Here is a 15,156-nt window from a genome sequence, read left to right as displayed (position 1 = left end):
GAATTACTATGGCTAGATATTTAATTATTGGAGGTGGCTTAATAGGAGTTCATGTAGCTAAAGAACTAAATAATAAAAATGAACATGATTTTATTATGCAAGCGCACCGTATAGACTTTGATTATGCCAATTCAGTAACACAAATAAACCCAGAACAAGCTATACAAAGACCAATATATGATAGTGCCAGTTTATTAAGTTTAATAGATTCCTATGATATTAAGAATATAATTGTGGCTGCTGGATCCTTACATCCTTCGTTTAAAAAGCATTCAGGAGCAGCTTTGCTAAATGAAAGTCAACTGTTGTTATCTATTCAGGCTGTTTGTAGTAAGAAGAGGATAGATAAATTAATATATATTAGCTCGCTTGCTGTGTATGGAAATGACACCGAAAGCCGAACAGAACAAAGTCTACCCAGACCATTATCTATTTATGGAGCAACAAAACTATACAATGAACAAATCGTTAAATCGATTACAGAGTATACAGAATGCAATGCATTAGTAATAAGACCTACAGGGACAGTGGGTCCAAATCCAAATTTAAGTGGCAATTGGATGAGCAGGTCGTTAAATCAAATTATTAAATCAAATGATGCACAAATAGAACTAGATAACCTTTTGTTAAGTTCAAATGAGTTTTTAGATGTTAGAGATTTATCAGTTTTCATCGTAAGTAACTTGGAAAAAAGCAAGCAGTTTGATGTTGTAAATTTAGGTCCAGGTAAAATAACATCTGGTGAAGAATTGTTATTTGATTTAAAAAGAACTTATAATAAGAATTTCATTCAAAAAACGAACAATTTACAAACGCCACAACCAAAAATTAATAAACCATTACCCATAGAAAAAGCCATCAAAGAATATAATTTTTCTCCAAAATACAATCTCCAAAAAACTTTAGAGTACATAGGTGATTATTATGGAAAAGTACCTAATTAACCAAACGGAGCAGAACATCGAAACTCTTCCAAGTTTAGATGTAGGGATTGTAAATATCAATTTTCCTATAGGAGCAGCATATAATGGTGTTAAGATTGGTGTGGCACACTTTTTAGAACACATTTTTTGCTCTACGCATGAATTCGGAAAAGGTAAATTAACCGCCCAGACTCAAAGGGATGAAACAAACTATTACTTTTATGTTTCAAAGAATAACATTAAAACTGTTTTTAGCCATTTTAATTGGCAACTCACAATTGATGAAAAAATTTTAGAGCAGGAAAGAAATACGATCAAGAATGAAATTAAACAATTTAATATAAACCAAAGAAATAAGGCATTAGAATATCTTCATTTTTTCCTTTTTAATGGTAAGGATTACGGAAGATCAATATTAGGAAGTTATAGTCAAATTTCCAAAATAAATAAATCCGACTTAGAAAAAGGATTAAGTTTATATAAAAAAGCTTCATCGGTTAATGTAATTGGCCCTTGGGAAAGGGAGTATATCCTAAATTGCATCGAGGAATCGAATTTATTAGAAAATCATCATTCTAATTCACGGTTTTGTACTGAACTTCTTACCATTGGACAAGGAGAAAGCTTAATACCAAAAGATATCAAAACCCCTTTTGTAGGTGGAGCCTGGTTTTTAAATATAGATAAATCCCATCAATTATACGCTGAAGTTTTAAAAAACATTTGGGACTCAAGGGTAAAAAAATCTTTTTCAGGTACATTTACACTCAGAATCCAAATTTATAATCACGCCGGTGTTTTAACACTTGACTCAATATCACCCGAAGCAAAGAAATGCAATATAGAAAAAATCATTTCATGTTTAGAATATCCTATAACTTTGCAAGAGTTTAATAAGGCACTAATCAAGCTACATATTAATTACCATCGTTCAGCAGAAGATTTACAAACGAGAATAAAGTATATAAATAATCTGTACATCAACCAATCAGACAAATTAATACTCGGAGATATAGAAGATTGGCAACAAAAAATAATAAAAGAGATATCTTATGAAAATGGTCTTTATCTTTGTAATTCAATTAGCAATCCAAATATAAGGTATATTTCCACAAAAAAGTCTATTATAAAAAATCATAAAGAGGATACCGTAGAGAACTTATCCAATCACACCAATACTGAAACGGGTCTTATTTCACCTATAATAATAAGAAATAATTCTAATTATTATACAGCTGTTTCTTCACCTTTGACTAAGAGGTATCATTTACTGATCCGAATAGATTGTCAGGGGATAGGTCGCCTTTTAATACCAAAAGAACTACCACCTGAAATCCTCACTAAAGGTATGTTAGAAAGCGTTAGGTATGAAGGATGGTACACGCTGTACCATATTTCTTTTTTTAGTGAAAAAACCATGACAGAATCCATAGTACATTTGCTTGCATACAGATGGAAACCACACCTTAAGACCAATGAAGAAAAGCATATGACAAACCTGGAAATAGAAATGAAGCGGAGAATTATTAAAGTCTTTAAAACCCCCCAAATAAAAGATAGAGGGTACCTTGTAGGCATTAGTATAGTTACTCCAAATAACAATGTAATTAAAGAGAAATATTTTGAAAAATTTAGCAACATAGAGACTCCGCGGACTATACAAAGAGAACAAGTAACAATAGATAACAAGATAATTAAAGCTAATTTCCATGGCGTAGCAATAATCACTCGGCTACCCAGACGATCATCATTATGCGCCTTAATTTTACAAGAAACAGCCTTTGGAACCAATCCAAACTTTCCAACATTAGAAAGCTTAATTCGAGAAAAAGGACTATCTTACCGAATTGTACAAAGTTTGATAACACTTGGGGACGATTTATATATTTATTGGGGTATTCAATGCGACCCATGTAACAAAATTTTATTCAAAGGCGTTGTTCGAGAATGGTTATTTTATTTGGAAGATAATTCCAATTCAATTGAGATTTGGTTTGAAAATATGTGGGTTTATTACAATCCTCAAAATCACAACTCAATATCACAACTAGTGAGAGATATTGACCGGACAGGCCACTACACAAAATCAAGTTTAGAGCTAAATATGAGCTTTAAGTCGTTTATAAACGACATTCTATCAGAGGAATTCATAGAGGTTAATTTCACCAATTGAACTAGGGGGGGTTTTTATGAACCGAAATCTAAAATTGATTTGGGCCGCGGACGCAACGTCTATATTTGGTACAGCTATATATACGTTAGCTCTTACTCTTTTATCATTTGAGTACACTGATTCTGTTTTTGGGGCAGGAGCTATACTTTTCACATCTATCATTCCGTATTTTTTTATAGGTGTCTTCGCTGGGGTTATTAGTGATCGTGTAGACAGGAAGAAATTGATGATTTTATGCGATATTGTTCGTGGTATTTTATCACTTTCAATACCAGTAGCATATGACTTAAATATATTGACTGTACAACAAATTGTTATAGTGAGTTTTCTAATAACCGCGTTTAGAGCCTTTTTTCATCCGGCAATCCAAGCTAGTATTCCTTTACTAGTGGAAGATAAGACGCAACTTAACAAAGTTAATTCATACATTGGTTCAACTCAGAATTTAGGAATGATGTTGGGTCCTACCTTAGGGGGCATGCTTTTAATTTTTGATTTCAATGTTTCCCAACTGTTGTATATCGACAGCATAACTTATTTTTTATCTGCTTTATTTATTTTCGGTGTAAGATTTCCTGAGACTAAACAGGAGATGGACAGCGAAAAAACTTCAATTTTAAAAGATGCGTGGAAAGGCATTAAGTTTATGAGCTATAAGAATAAAGGTATTGCAATAATAATGTTAGCTTTTGCATCGCAATTATTAGTTGGAGTAGGCGTAATTCAACTTGGAATACCGAAGATTTTAAGTTCAATGAATATGACTGAAGGTAGCATGTTTGGCTATATATTATCAGCTATTGCTTTTTCATCTACAATATCTTCATTTTGGCTTGCCACTAGAAAGGTTAAGCGTCCCGTTATATGGATTTTTTCAGGATATGCTGTAAGGGGCGTGGCGTTTTTTCTACTCGGTTTAACAAGTAGCATAGAGTACATTATATTAGCTGCATTAATTATTGGGTTCGGAAGTACAATATCTGGCACAACCATGACTACATTATTACAGTTGAGAACTCCGAATAATATGTTAGGAAAAGTAATGGCAGTAAGATCTAGTATAGGGAATATCGCAGATGCATTTGCGTATTTAATCGTCGGAGGTATATTATCTGCATTTTCCTTATTTATATCTTTTACATTTATAACTATTTACGTTTTAATAACCACTGGTTTGTTTTCATACTTATGGTATAGAAGCATAAGTAAATCGGATACAACAGAGATAGCTTATCAGTCATCAAGTTATTAATTTTATATGAAAGAGGTATTTATCATGTTAAAAGTTTTTTTAATATCTGGGAGCCCAGCCAAACCTGCACATACCACTGCATTAGTTACAGAAATAGGTTCGCAATTGCAAAAAAAAGGATGTGAAATAACTGTGTGGGATTTACAAAAACAACCCCTTCCTTTTGTTGATCCCAAATTTCATCATTCTCCAGGACAACACCCAAGTTCTATAGTAAAAGAATTTGTGAAGCTAGCTACAGATGCCGACTCATTAGTTATCGGGTCTCCAAATTATCATAATTCCTATTCAGGAGTTTTAAAAAATGCACTCGATATATTAAATATGGATATTTTGATGAATAAGCCAATTGGTATTGTAGCCAACGGCGGAGGATTACGAAGCACTCAGCCTTTAGACCACTTACGAATTGTCGTTAGGGGATTATTAGGATTAGCAATTCCAATGCAAATTTCCACCTGTAACAGTGATTTTATTATGCAAGGTGATACTTATGTAATTAATTCAGGTGATATTCATAAGAGGATTGCTGCTTTTACAGACCAGTTAATACATTATACAGAAAAATTCAGTAAGTAAAGCATATAGGTATTACGAGTCTAATAAAACCTTTTATTATTGAAACTTCAGGCAAATAATTATTATGAAATGCACCTTATAAATAATGACAGAACAGCTGAAGGATGCTAGGGGCTAAAACCCAAAAGTAAAACCGTGAAACAGATAAAGAAGGCTGTACCTCTTCACCTATTGGAAGAAGCCATTCTTCTAAGAAGAGAAGTGCTGGGTCGAAGTGTAAGCCAAACCATTCAGATTTTGGAGTGGGAAGGAAAAGCACAGCCCGGACACTTGAAACGGAACACATTACAGGAGAAACTGACCGAACGAGGCTACAGTTCCACCAAATGCGAATGTATACCAGCTTTGGCACAGCTTGCCCCCAGGTTTCAGAAACGCTTCGGCAATAGTCTTTGGCAATCGGATATAAAGTATGGGCCTTTTCTTCCGATCGGTCCCAACAGGAAGAATAAGCAGGTGTACCTTGTCTTATTTATTGATGATGCCACCAAAGTAAAGGTATAGCTCAGAGCTATTATTTCAGTTGAGAAAATTATTATTAAAGCTACTAATTGGGGATTAGTTACAATTTTAGAAGAGGAACGTAATTGTTATCTATATGAAATGGGTGGCTATATCAAAACAGGTGTTTGTAAGAAATTGAACTAAAATAACCCTTATATTTTATAAAAAAGATTGTTAAACAGTAGATTATTCATTATGGAGCAACTTATAGATTTAAACAACTTTATTGTTGTATTCTTAGTACAGTGAAGTATCTTCTATTAAAAATTAAACAACTTTATTTTCCCCTGTCCTAAATTTATAACGAGGTTATGCTTGTTTGAGGTTTTAAAATTAAATAACTTTATTGTCACTTTTCAACTAGATTAGAAATAAAGTTGTACCGTTTTACCCCTTTGGATATGATTGTCTAAAGGGGTGTTTTTATGGCGAAAAAAGATCATTTAAAGTAAATAAATGAATTAAAGAGAATCGGGAAGCACTGGAAGTAGATTTAGCAAAAATTGCATTAGACGAAAAATTTAAGATCAAGAGCTTAAAGGGAAATAATCTTACAGTACCCAATGCAATTGGGGTGATAAAGAATATTACTTACGATAAAAAAACAATATTGATAAATCTAATTGAGTATTAATATCACATTCTTTCTAATGAGGATTGTTTCAAAACCACCATATAGAGAAAAGCTGAGACGAAAAGATTGGATATTGCTGTCCAATCTTTTTTATTTGTTCAATCTCTCATTACCATTTATATATTTTTCCTAATAAGTATTTTTTTAGAATTAATAGCAAAATTCCCCTTACTTCGACACCTTTCATATGGTAATATCAGGGTGCATGGTAGGTGGGTCTATTGACACTATGCAAAATTTAAGAGGAGGTTTTACTTATGAAAAGAAACCAAAAAGAATGGGAATCTGTGAGTAAAAAAGCCCTTAAGCGTCAAGGTGGTACTTCCATTGTGAAGGCGGCTGGATGTATGGGGTGCTGGGCCTCAAAAAGTATTGCCATGACACGTGTTTGTGTTCTACCACATCCTGCTATGCGGGCTCTTTAATGCTAACATAGGGAGTTGAGCATATTTTGCTAACTCCTTATACTTCAAAAAGGGGTGTCTATTTATGTCAAATAATCAAGTAGTAGATTACGATTTACCTGAACTAGCCATCCATTTACAGCCTCATGGAGCTGTCATGATAGATAGGAAGTCGATGTATTATTTTAGACTAAGCGGAAGGGGTGCTCAACTGGCATTTTTATTATCCAAAAATAAAGATCTGGCCAAAACCGCACGTATTTGGGAAATTGTGAAAAAGGAAGAACTGACTGCAGATCAGCTTCGAGAAGAACTGAGTGCTCACCCTTTTACAGAAGCATGGACACAGGGTTTGTTGGATCGACCGATTCAAATTTCTGGGTCGCTGCAGACCTATATGCCTGTTAGCTGCACTCTGCAATTAACCAATGCTTGTAACTTAGGCTGTTCCTTTTGTTATGCCAGTTCAGGCAAGCCCTATCCGAACGAATTAAATCGTTCACAGTGGATCATGGTGATGCAAAAGTTAGCAGCGCAAGGCGTAGCAGATGTTACTTTAACTGGAGGAGAAGCAAAATTAATAAAAGGATTTAAAGAAATCGTTATGGCTGCCAGTTGCTTGTTTACAAATGTTAATGTTTTTAGCAACGGACTTAACTGGAGACGTGAAGAAATAGAATTGCTTAGTCATCTTGGAAATGTATCTGTACAAATTAGCATTGATGGCATGAGTGATACGCATGATTCACTTAGAGGTAGAAAAGGTGCTTATCATGAGAGTATGCAAACGATCAAACATTTGGCAGAAGCTCAAGTACCTGTCATTGTTGCAATGACCATTAACGAAATGAATGCAGACCAAGTATCAGAGGTTATTGATCACTGTGCAAATGCGAATGCTTCAATTTTCCGTGCTGGGAAAACATTGTCTGTTGGGCGTGCAACAAAAAATTATAAAGCGCTGGACAGTGACTTTGAACAGCGTGTTCAAAGTCAATTACAGCAAGCACGTCATAAATGGGGGAATCACTTGAATATAATTGATTGGGGGCATGAAGAGAGTTCTTTTACGACTGATTTTTGTACGCCTGGCTACTTAGCTTGGTATATAAGAGCGGACGGCTATGTAACGCCTTGTCAATTGGAAGATGTTTCTCTAGGCCATATATTACATGATCATCTATTTGATATTGGTTCACCCGCACGTCTATTACAATTAAAGTGTGAAGCGAAAAACTGCAAATGCATAGGGAAAGTTGAATTATCGGAACCAGATTTGCCTTTTCAAAACGAAATGAAAGCTGGAATCGCAAATGAGTAGCTTTACATTCATTTTTTGGGGTGGGCTTGGGTTGATAGGGATTGTGCTATTTCTTAAGTATAAAACGTCGACCATTGAGTCAAACCTTTTAGATAAACGTGAAGCAAGAGAAATCAGCATTGAATTTATCAAAGAATTTGTAGGAGTCAATGTTGATGAATGGGATGTTTATTCAGTCTATTGGTACGATCATGAGACAGTGAACAAACTCCATCATTTAGGGTTACTGAAGAAAAATCGAAGCATACTTCACGATCTAGGTTTGGTTGAATCATGGCGAGTTCGCTTTGTCCATCAACACCAATCATTTGTTGTAGGAGTGAATGCTAGACGTGAAGTGACGTTCTTTTATGCAGATGTGAGTCAAAAATCACTATCTAAAAAAACTGAACAATTATCACCGGAAATATTAAAGCAGCAATTAACCCGATCTTCTAAAGGACTATGGACGAAGGCAAAAACAACTGGTTCAGGTTCAAAGGAAGAGGACTTTCGCGAAATTCAAACGTATTGGTATCTTACAGAAGAGGAAGATGTTCGGCTGAAGCTGACGGTTGAAATGCAAGCTGGTGTTATCACCTATATAGGAACAGATGTAGAGATTCTAACAGATCAGATGAATAAAGTGATACGAGATGAACAAGTAGAATCTACTTTTGGCATTTCAGGTATGTTGGGGTCGGCTGCGGCAATGGTGATGGCGATTCTCGTCTTAGTATTGATGGAAGTTCAAACTCAAATCATGCTTAGCCTTATACTCGGTTTATGCATCGTTTTTGTACAATCTCTTACGATCAAGGAAGATATACAGTTGACAATTGTAAATGCTTACGATGCAAGAATGAGCGTGAGTACGGTACGTTTACTTGGGGTCATATCAACACTTCTTGCAGGATTACTTACAGGATTTGTAGTATTTGTATGTTCATTGGCAGGAGAGGCGCTTGCGAATGAATTGAATTGGAATGGGTTAGATCAGTTCGGTGGTCAGTTTTTTATAGGGTTTGGTGCCGGATTAATCAGTTTAGGGATCACATCTCTTATTTTTTATTTATTAGAGAGCCGAAATCATTTGCGCATTTCCCCAGAGTTATCGAATAGAAGCATGTTCTTATCAGGCTTTACCTTAAGACAAGGGTTAAATATGAGTCTGCAGAGTTCTATTGGGGAAGAAGTGATTTATCGACTTTTAATCATTTCCTTACTATTTTGGTTAAGTGAAAGTATTGTGTTGTCAATTTTACTCTCATCTTTGTTGTGGGCTATCATGCATCAAGTCACAGGGTATGATCCTAGATGGATTCGATGGATGCATCTTTTTGTATTCGGATGTTTCCTTGGCTTCCTTTTCGTAAAATATGGTTTTATTTGTGTATTGGTCGCACATTTTATTCATAATCTTGTACTTGTTTGTATGCCCTTATGGCAATTTAAACTTCAAAGGTATATACATACGAAAAAGTCTCAGCAAACATCACTCTAATATAAAGGAGAGATTTCATGCCATTCATGGAGGTACAGAACGTAAGCAAACGATATAGCAACGGTGATGGGATAGAGAATTTGTCATTTTCCATCGAGCGGGGAGAAGTCGTTGCACTGCTTGGACCTAATGGTGCTGGTAAAACAACAACGATTCGGTGTTTGACGGGTCTATATAAACCGGATCAAGGGGAGATTCTCATAGAGGGTTCTCCCCCTGGTCATATTCATGTTCAAAAGCAAGTGGCACTTATTCCGGATCAACCGTATTTGTATCCCGAGTTAACGGTTGCTGAACATGTTCAATTTCGTGCAAGAGGATATCATAAAGGCTTAAAGCATATAAAAGAAAAAGTACATGAAGCATTGACAGAAGTAAATATGGAGAATAAGATGAACGAACTGTGCGGGAGGCTTTCGAGAGGCCAAAAACAACGTGTCGTCTTAGCAGGAGCGATTGTTCAAGATGCTTCACTCTTTTTATTGGATGAACCTACTGTGGGATTAGATATTCCTTCAAAACAATGGCTATCGCATTGGTTGAAACAAAAAAGCTGTGATGGTGGCTCTGTTCTTGTGTCTACTCATAGTTTGGAATTCGTTCTTGATACAGCTAGCAGAGTGATTCTGATTCGAGACGGTGAAATCATGAAAAGTATTCTTGTTCCTCAATTGAAAGAAGAGCAAATAAGATGGAGGTCAGAAGTGATCCAACTTCTGGGAGAGTGGTCAAGTGAATAATACGATTTCTCTTTTATGGACCAAGTCCAAAAGGCGTTTTATCAGCAAAAACCAAGAAAAGAAAATGCCTTTACTCATATTGTTGCTTTTAGTTGGAGCGATTGGTTTTCAGCTCAGTGCCGTCTTGAGCATGGGTAGTTGGGATTCTAGTGTAGCAGGTTGGATGATTGTTTTTCTTTTTATTCTCTATACTGGATTTGGTTTGTTTTCGAATCGGCTACCTAGTCAAATGAACGATATCATTTGGTTATATGGGAATGGTGCTTCTCTATGGACAGTGGTGATGAGTGTATGGATGTATCACATTTTTTGGAGAAGTGCTCTACTTATTGTCTCTGCCATTTTTACGGATTTTCTTATTTTTTTCTTTACACAACAATATCCTTTTCTACTCGGGAAATCTTTAATTCTGACTGGCATGTTACTCATGGTTGAAACATGGATGATTGCTGTTTCTTCTGCTAGAACCATTAAAGCGTACAAACGAATCTACTTGTTTATTTTTTTGATGATGTTTGGCTGTTATTTATTGCTTTTTTTGAGTCGATTTATCCTGCAACGCTTCTCGTTTTTAAGCGAAGCCGATTCTTTTATGAATCATGTTGGGCGTATGTTTGAAACGGTCTCACTTCTCTATTTATTTATATTTCTCGGGGTTATGGCTTTATCTTTGGTGACTATTTATCTGGCTTGCAACCGTTTGGAGATGAAGGAGTCGTTAGTCAAAGAGGCGGAGTTTTGGGAAGAATTTGAAGGAAAACAAATCCATTCAAATCAGATGCTTCAAAAAAAGAGCAACACATGGTGGGGGGGAAAAAAATTAACCGGCAACTGGGCTTTCCTGTGGCTAGAATTATTGTTGATCAGAAAATACATCACCTTCCACTTTTTGTCTACCATGCTACTGATTGGTCTGTTTTATGTGGTGCTTTCTTTTTTTTCAGAATGGCTGATATTATTCAATGTCATCATTCTTGCATCAGTTATGCTGAGTTCATATTATGCTGGAATCGTAAGGCATGCACAAACAGGCGTGCTGTACCTTTTTCCAGGTGCCCTTTATCAAAAAATCCTTATATTGGAGGGATTTCAGACCATATGGTTATATATTGTCTACTTCATCTCTCTTCTTTTCAATGAGGTAGTTGATTTATTTTATTGGTCTATGTATGGGGTAGGACTTTATATATGGTTTTTGGCCACAAGGCTGTTTGCTTTCACTCAACCATTGAGACGAGAAGCGAGATTATCAATGGTTGTATATTATCGATCGTTGTTCATCGCAGTAGTGATAAGTGCTCTTAGTTTAATAGGGATTCATGCTTTCACTGATGGCTGGTATACAACGATTACATTCATCATAATTGGGTTGCTGTATTGTGCTGTTTGTTATCGGTTCCGTGCGACCAATTAATAAGGGGAGTTGATTTTAATGAAACCTGAAGATAAGTTATACAATTCAGTTCAACATTTAGTCAATACAAATGAAGTGACGATCGTTCAAGCGATGGGAGAATTGAAAAAGTCAGGGAAAGATGCAGTTCCAGTCCTTGTTGAAGCCTTGAAAGAAGAGGGGTCTTTAAGGAATATTGCAGCGGCTGTACTGGGTGAGTTTGGAGCAGATGCAGGAGAAGCCGCAGAGTCACTTGCACAGTTACTAGAAAGTGAAGAGGAGGAAACGAGAATGGCGGCTGCGATCTCACTCATGAGGATTGGTCAGCCTAGTTTACCGTTTCTCATTCCGTTGGCTAAGCGTTATGAAGGCCCTACTTGTTTTTGGGCATCGTGGTGTATTTCTTGGATTGATCCGTCAAAAATTGAAAAAAACATGTACGAGTGTTTAAAACACGAACAGGAGAATCCTTCTGGGAATGTCGCACCGTTTGCTGCAGAGGAGGCATTAGGGAAAATCATTGCTTTTCAATTAAAAGAAAAGGAGGATGAGTAAATGGAGACTCAACTGTTTAAATGGCCTGATCATCTACCTTGGATTCGACGTTCAGATCAACCGCTTTCGTCAGAAGGTCGTATCCAACTCCTTTATTTTTGGTCGATCAACTGTCCTCATTGTGAAGAGTTAACAAAGGATGTTTTGCAAAGTGTGAATCAGCTAGGAATCAATGTAACATGTGTTCATGTGCCGTATACGGAGGAAGAAAAATCAATAGACGTTGTTTCAACGTATGCGGAAGAAAAGAATATCACAGCTCCAATTATTTTGGATCAAGATTATGAGATCGTCACAAAATATAAGGTGCAAGGATTGCCTAGCTTTTGTTTAATGGATGAAGAGGGGCAATTAGTAGATCGAAAAATGGGAGATACCGGCTGGGAGAAGATATTGAAAAAGTTAGAAAAACAATCTTAATAAGGGTTATGGAGGAGAGCGTTTTGTTTCAATCAAACAAAGAATGAAAAAGAAATGCGGTCTTTTTCGCAGGTGTGGGAGCTGTCTTGCTGACTCTCATGATGCTGAAATGGTTGCCGATTTCAGCAGACTGGGAGCTGACGTTGATTTTGTTCGGATTGGGGATTTTGTTTTATTTGAAGCGTGTGATGAGGAAAGAAGAAAGTCATCATTCATCAATTCATTCGTATGAAACCTAGAATGTATATTCTAGGTTTTTTATTAAATTTACTTGAAAACGTATCCTTTCTCATAGGGATATGAACCAATTTTTAAAAAGTTTGGAAGTTTTATTTTTATTTTTTTTCGAAGGAGCTGTTGTGTTGAAGGGATCTAGGGTTGAGTTAATTAATAGTTTATTAGGTATTTTGATGATCGTGAATATGCTTAATTTTCAATAGGATTATGATTTTGAGAAAAAGGTTGATTCGAGCCTGTGGGAACAGGAGTTTGGGGTATTTGTGACGGAAATTTTGTAGCAGGGGTCGTTTTATTTGATTTTTTCATTTTTGTTTGGATACTCTTTGGTCAAGCTGATTGAATCAACGCAGTCGAAGGGGCTGAATACGAATGCCATCGTCGTCCGCCGTAGCTTTGGTCTCATTGTGCTTGGTATACTTCATAAATATTTATTTGGAATAGTGATATTCTTCTTTATTATGGAGCTTGTACGTTTTTCTTGAAGATGTGTATGGGTAGCTAGGTGAAAACAACGCTTATATGGGCAAGGTGTATTAGGTATTTTGTCATTAGTCGTTGTGCCATCCATGATGAACTTTGTTTATGGAAATGATGATTTATTAATCGATGTGTATGCGAAGGGTGCGTATGGGGGGATTTTGTTGAGACGGATTACGATTGAAGTTGATATGATGATTGTCACCATTATTAAGGCGATCATGATCATTATGCTTATGCCGATACTTGGGTTTCTTTTCGGTAAGATGATGATTGATCCGTTTGCATTGTTTGGAATGGCTCATGGGAAGATAGGTGTATTGGGGATAATATCGTTTCATCAAGACCAAGGGGTAAAATCCATATTTTCAAAAGTAAAAAAATTAAATTTATACAAAATATTGTATTGTAAATTATTATATGTTAGTTTTGTTTAAGGGAGGGATTCTTTTGAACTATAAGTTAATTTTCTTAGCGGTAATTTCTTTTTCGTTTCTGTTTTTTGTTCAAGATTTAAAAGCAGAGGAACTAGAACCATCACAAGTAAATGTTAAATCCAGAGTGAATGAAATTGATCTGAATTGGGAAGATAATGGAGATAATTATGAGGTATATTCCAATGGTGAGTTATTATGGAAAGGTGTAGAGCCTAAATTTACCCATAAAGGTTTAGAAGAAAATACTCCTATAGAATATGACATTCTAAGGTTTAAAGAAGGCAAAAAGATTGATGTAATAAAAGTAGATACAAAAACATTGGCTAATAAAAAGATGAAGCTGATGAATTCAAATGATGAAAAAGATGTAGCAAATCCTTTGAATGATGAAGACTACATAGATAGTACTATTATCGATAACTCGATCAATTTAAAATTAAGAGGAAATGTTAATGATAATTTTAGTGGAAAAATAGAACTATATAAAGATGATAAGCTTATCTCGAAAGATGCCAGTAATGGTTTTAAAGATTTAGAAATTAAAAGTGGTGAAACATATTCATATAAGTTTGTGGTGTATCACAGATTAAGTGATTCCGAAATCAAAGAAATTAATTCGGAGTTGAGTAATAGAGGTCAAACAATTAGTTTTGCAGATGCTAAATCATATTACTACAGACCTTACGAATATATTAAAGTTATTAAAATTCCAGAAAGTGATAAGATGAGTACATCAGGATATACACCTCCTGTTGATTATTATCCGAATCAAGTAGGTGTGAATTACCGGACATTTATACCAACTAAATATGCACCAGCTGCTTCGATAATTAGCGGAATAACATCTAAAGATAAGTTTGGTGGGGATAATAGATCGTTTAGTTTTTCTAATGGTACTCATCGAACAATGGTTGAAACGGCTGTTAGATTTACAAAAAATGGGTCGAAAACAACATTCAAAAAGAATGTGAACTATACAAGGCTTTATGATAAGAACGGAAAATTTAAAAAACAGCAGAAACCAACAGATAAAAATATTATTTTTAAACAGGGAAAAAAAGATAAAAATATGAATTATTATGTCATTGATCATGATGCAACAGTAGGTTTTAATGACTTTGGTTTTGTTACACCATCTATTAATTATAGAGCAGGCATTGTCATTTACAAAAATGGAAGAATTACTGTCAGTGGCTCAAGAGACCAAGCTCCAAGTCACGAAATGTATGCATATATTCCGTATACAGATGTTAGTATCACCCTTTTTAAGGCATCTAATAAGGGATTTGAGTATCTGTTTCCTGTAGCACCTTCTGCTAGAATGAGCATAAATTCCAAGATATAAAAAGATACAACCTCACTTGGTTTTAGTGAGGTTGTTTTTAAAAATAGGTAAAATTAAGCTCATGATGAAAGCAGAAATGAAAGAATTGATTGTAAAAAAAAGGTCATTAAGTTGTATTTCTAGAAAAAAGCTAATGAAGATAGATGTTAATATAGCAACAATAAAGATTTTAAGCTTTGGATTTAATCTGAAGTAACCAAAAGTATAAGAAAATATAAAATAACTAATAATGGTGAGCAATGGTATATACGATAGTAGCAAAATAATATATACGAA

15 protein-coding genes are annotated in these 15,156 nt (G+C 35.2%); all 15 read left to right on the top strand.

What is annotated here, in order from left to right:
• Positions 1–8 precede the first annotated feature (8 nt).
• The 15 genes from ABVJ71_RS10170 to ABVJ71_RS10100 all read left to right on the top strand — a co-directional run bounded on the left by ABVJ71_RS10170 (position 9) and on the right by ABVJ71_RS10100 (position 14,880).
• The gene (locus tag ABVJ71_RS10170) at positions 9–944 is read left to right on the top strand and encodes an NAD(P)-dependent oxidoreductase (protein ID WP_353853936.1); all 936 of its coding nucleotides are present in this window, start codon (positions 9–11) and stop codon (positions 942–944) included.
• Complete coding sequence (locus tag ABVJ71_RS10165; RefSeq protein WP_353853935.1) at positions 925–3,096, top strand: insulinase family protein; 2,172 nt, start codon at positions 925–927, stop codon at positions 3,094–3,096. Before ABVJ71_RS10170 ends, ABVJ71_RS10165 begins: the two co-directional genes overlap by 20 nt.
• A gap of 16 nt (positions 3,097–3,112) precedes the next feature.
• Positions 3,113–4,348 carry an MFS transporter gene (locus ABVJ71_RS10160; protein WP_023626365.1) on the top strand — a complete coding sequence of 412 codons (1,236 nt, stop codon included), beginning with the start codon at positions 3,113–3,115 and terminating at the stop codon, positions 4,346–4,348.
• Positions 4,349–4,372: 24 nt separating this feature from the next.
• The gene (locus tag ABVJ71_RS10155) at positions 4,373–4,927 is read left to right on the top strand and encodes an NAD(P)H-dependent oxidoreductase (RefSeq protein ID WP_353853934.1); all 555 of its coding nucleotides are present in this window, start codon (positions 4,373–4,375) and stop codon (positions 4,925–4,927) included.
• A gap of 1,395 nt (positions 4,928–6,322) precedes the next feature.
• Positions 6,323–6,490 carry a sporulation killing factor gene (skfA, locus tag ABVJ71_RS10150; protein ID WP_353853933.1) on the top strand — a complete coding sequence of 56 codons (168 nt, stop codon included), beginning with the start codon at positions 6,323–6,325 and terminating at the stop codon, positions 6,488–6,490.
• Positions 6,491–6,554: 64 nt separating this feature from the next.
• Positions 6,555–7,790: a sporulation killing factor system radical SAM maturase gene (gene skfB / locus ABVJ71_RS10145; RefSeq protein ID WP_353853932.1), complete on the top strand. Its 1,236-nt coding sequence runs from the start codon at positions 6,555–6,557 to the stop codon at positions 7,788–7,790.
• The gene (locus ABVJ71_RS10140) at positions 7,783–9,273 is read left to right on the top strand and encodes a CPBP family intramembrane glutamic endopeptidase (protein ID WP_353853931.1); all 1,491 of its coding nucleotides are present in this window, start codon (positions 7,783–7,785) and stop codon (positions 9,271–9,273) included. The genes skfB and ABVJ71_RS10140 overlap by 8 nt, the downstream gene beginning before the upstream one ends.
• 17 nt (positions 9,274–9,290) lie before the next feature.
• The gene (locus tag ABVJ71_RS10135; protein WP_353853930.1) at positions 9,291–10,013 is read left to right on the top strand and encodes an ABC transporter ATP-binding protein; all 723 of its coding nucleotides are present in this window, start codon (positions 9,291–9,293) and stop codon (positions 10,011–10,013) included.
• Entirely contained in the window at positions 10,006–11,427 is a 1,422-nt protein-coding gene (skfF, locus tag ABVJ71_RS10130) for a sporulation killing factor system integral membrane protein (protein WP_353853929.1), read from the top strand. The genes ABVJ71_RS10135 and skfF overlap by 8 nt, the downstream gene beginning before the upstream one ends.
• A gap of 18 nt (positions 11,428–11,445) precedes the next feature.
• Complete coding sequence (locus ABVJ71_RS10125) at positions 11,446–11,961, top strand: HEAT repeat domain-containing protein (RefSeq protein ID WP_353853928.1); 516 nt, start codon at positions 11,446–11,448, stop codon at positions 11,959–11,961.
• Positions 11,962–12,381, top strand: coding sequence for a TlpA disulfide reductase family protein (locus tag ABVJ71_RS10120; RefSeq protein ID WP_353853927.1), 420 nt, complete (start codon positions 11,962–11,964; stop codon positions 12,379–12,381).
• 98 nt (positions 12,382–12,479) lie between these two features.
• Positions 12,480–12,620 carry a hypothetical protein gene (locus ABVJ71_RS10115; protein WP_353853926.1) on the top strand — a complete coding sequence of 47 codons (141 nt, stop codon included), beginning with the start codon at positions 12,480–12,482 and terminating at the stop codon, positions 12,618–12,620.
• A 294-nt stretch (positions 12,621–12,914) separates the two neighbouring features.
• Positions 12,915–13,103 (top strand): hypothetical protein, encoded by a 189-nt coding sequence (locus ABVJ71_RS10110; protein ID WP_353853925.1) that lies wholly within the window; start codon positions 12,915–12,917, stop codon positions 13,101–13,103.
• A gap of 60 nt (positions 13,104–13,163) precedes the next feature.
• On the top strand, positions 13,164–13,535 hold the full coding sequence (locus tag ABVJ71_RS10105; protein WP_353853924.1) for a hypothetical protein: 372 nt from the start codon (positions 13,164–13,166) through the stop codon (positions 13,533–13,535).
• A 13-nt stretch (positions 13,536–13,548) separates the two neighbouring features.
• On the top strand, positions 13,549–14,880 hold the full coding sequence (locus tag ABVJ71_RS10100) for a hypothetical protein (RefSeq protein WP_353853923.1): 1,332 nt from the start codon (positions 13,549–13,551) through the stop codon (positions 14,878–14,880).
• Positions 14,881–15,156: the final 276 nt, after the last annotated feature.

It is taken from the genome of Bacillus sp. Bos-x628 (assembly GCF_040500475.1).
GTDB lineage: Bacteria > Bacillota > Bacilli > Bacillales > Bacillaceae > Bacillus > Bacillus maqinnsis.
Note: the sequence above shows the minus strand (reverse complement) of the source record. Positions and strands in the feature narration are given on the sequence as shown.

Coding starts and splice junctions, on each gene's coding strand:
- ABVJ71_RS10155 (WP_353853934.1), top strand. CDS start 4,373: ATGTTAAAAGTTTTTTTAATATCTGGGAGCCCAGCCAAACCTGCACAT.
- ABVJ71_RS10170 (WP_353853936.1), top strand. CDS start 9: ATGGCTAGATATTTAATTATTGGAGGTGGCTTAATAGGAGTTCATGTA.
- skfA (WP_353853933.1), top strand. CDS start 6,323: ATGAAAAGAAACCAAAAAGAATGGGAATCTGTGAGTAAAAAAGCCCTT.
- ABVJ71_RS10115 (WP_353853926.1), top strand. CDS start 12,480: ATGATGCTGAAATGGTTGCCGATTTCAGCAGACTGGGAGCTGACGTTG.
- ABVJ71_RS10120 (WP_353853927.1), top strand. CDS start 11,962: ATGGAGACTCAACTGTTTAAATGGCCTGATCATCTACCTTGGATTCGA.
- ABVJ71_RS10135 (WP_353853930.1), top strand. CDS start 9,291: ATGCCATTCATGGAGGTACAGAACGTAAGCAAACGATATAGCAACGGT.
- ABVJ71_RS10140 (WP_353853931.1), top strand. CDS start 7,783: ATGAGTAGCTTTACATTCATTTTTTGGGGTGGGCTTGGGTTGATAGGG.
- ABVJ71_RS10160 (WP_023626365.1), top strand. CDS start 3,113: ATGAACCGAAATCTAAAATTGATTTGGGCCGCGGACGCAACGTCTATA.
- skfB (WP_353853932.1), top strand. CDS start 6,555: ATGTCAAATAATCAAGTAGTAGATTACGATTTACCTGAACTAGCCATC.
- ABVJ71_RS10165 (WP_353853935.1), top strand. CDS start 925: ATGGAAAAGTACCTAATTAACCAAACGGAGCAGAACATCGAAACTCTT.
- ABVJ71_RS10125 (WP_353853928.1), top strand. CDS start 11,446: ATGAAACCTGAAGATAAGTTATACAATTCAGTTCAACATTTAGTCAAT.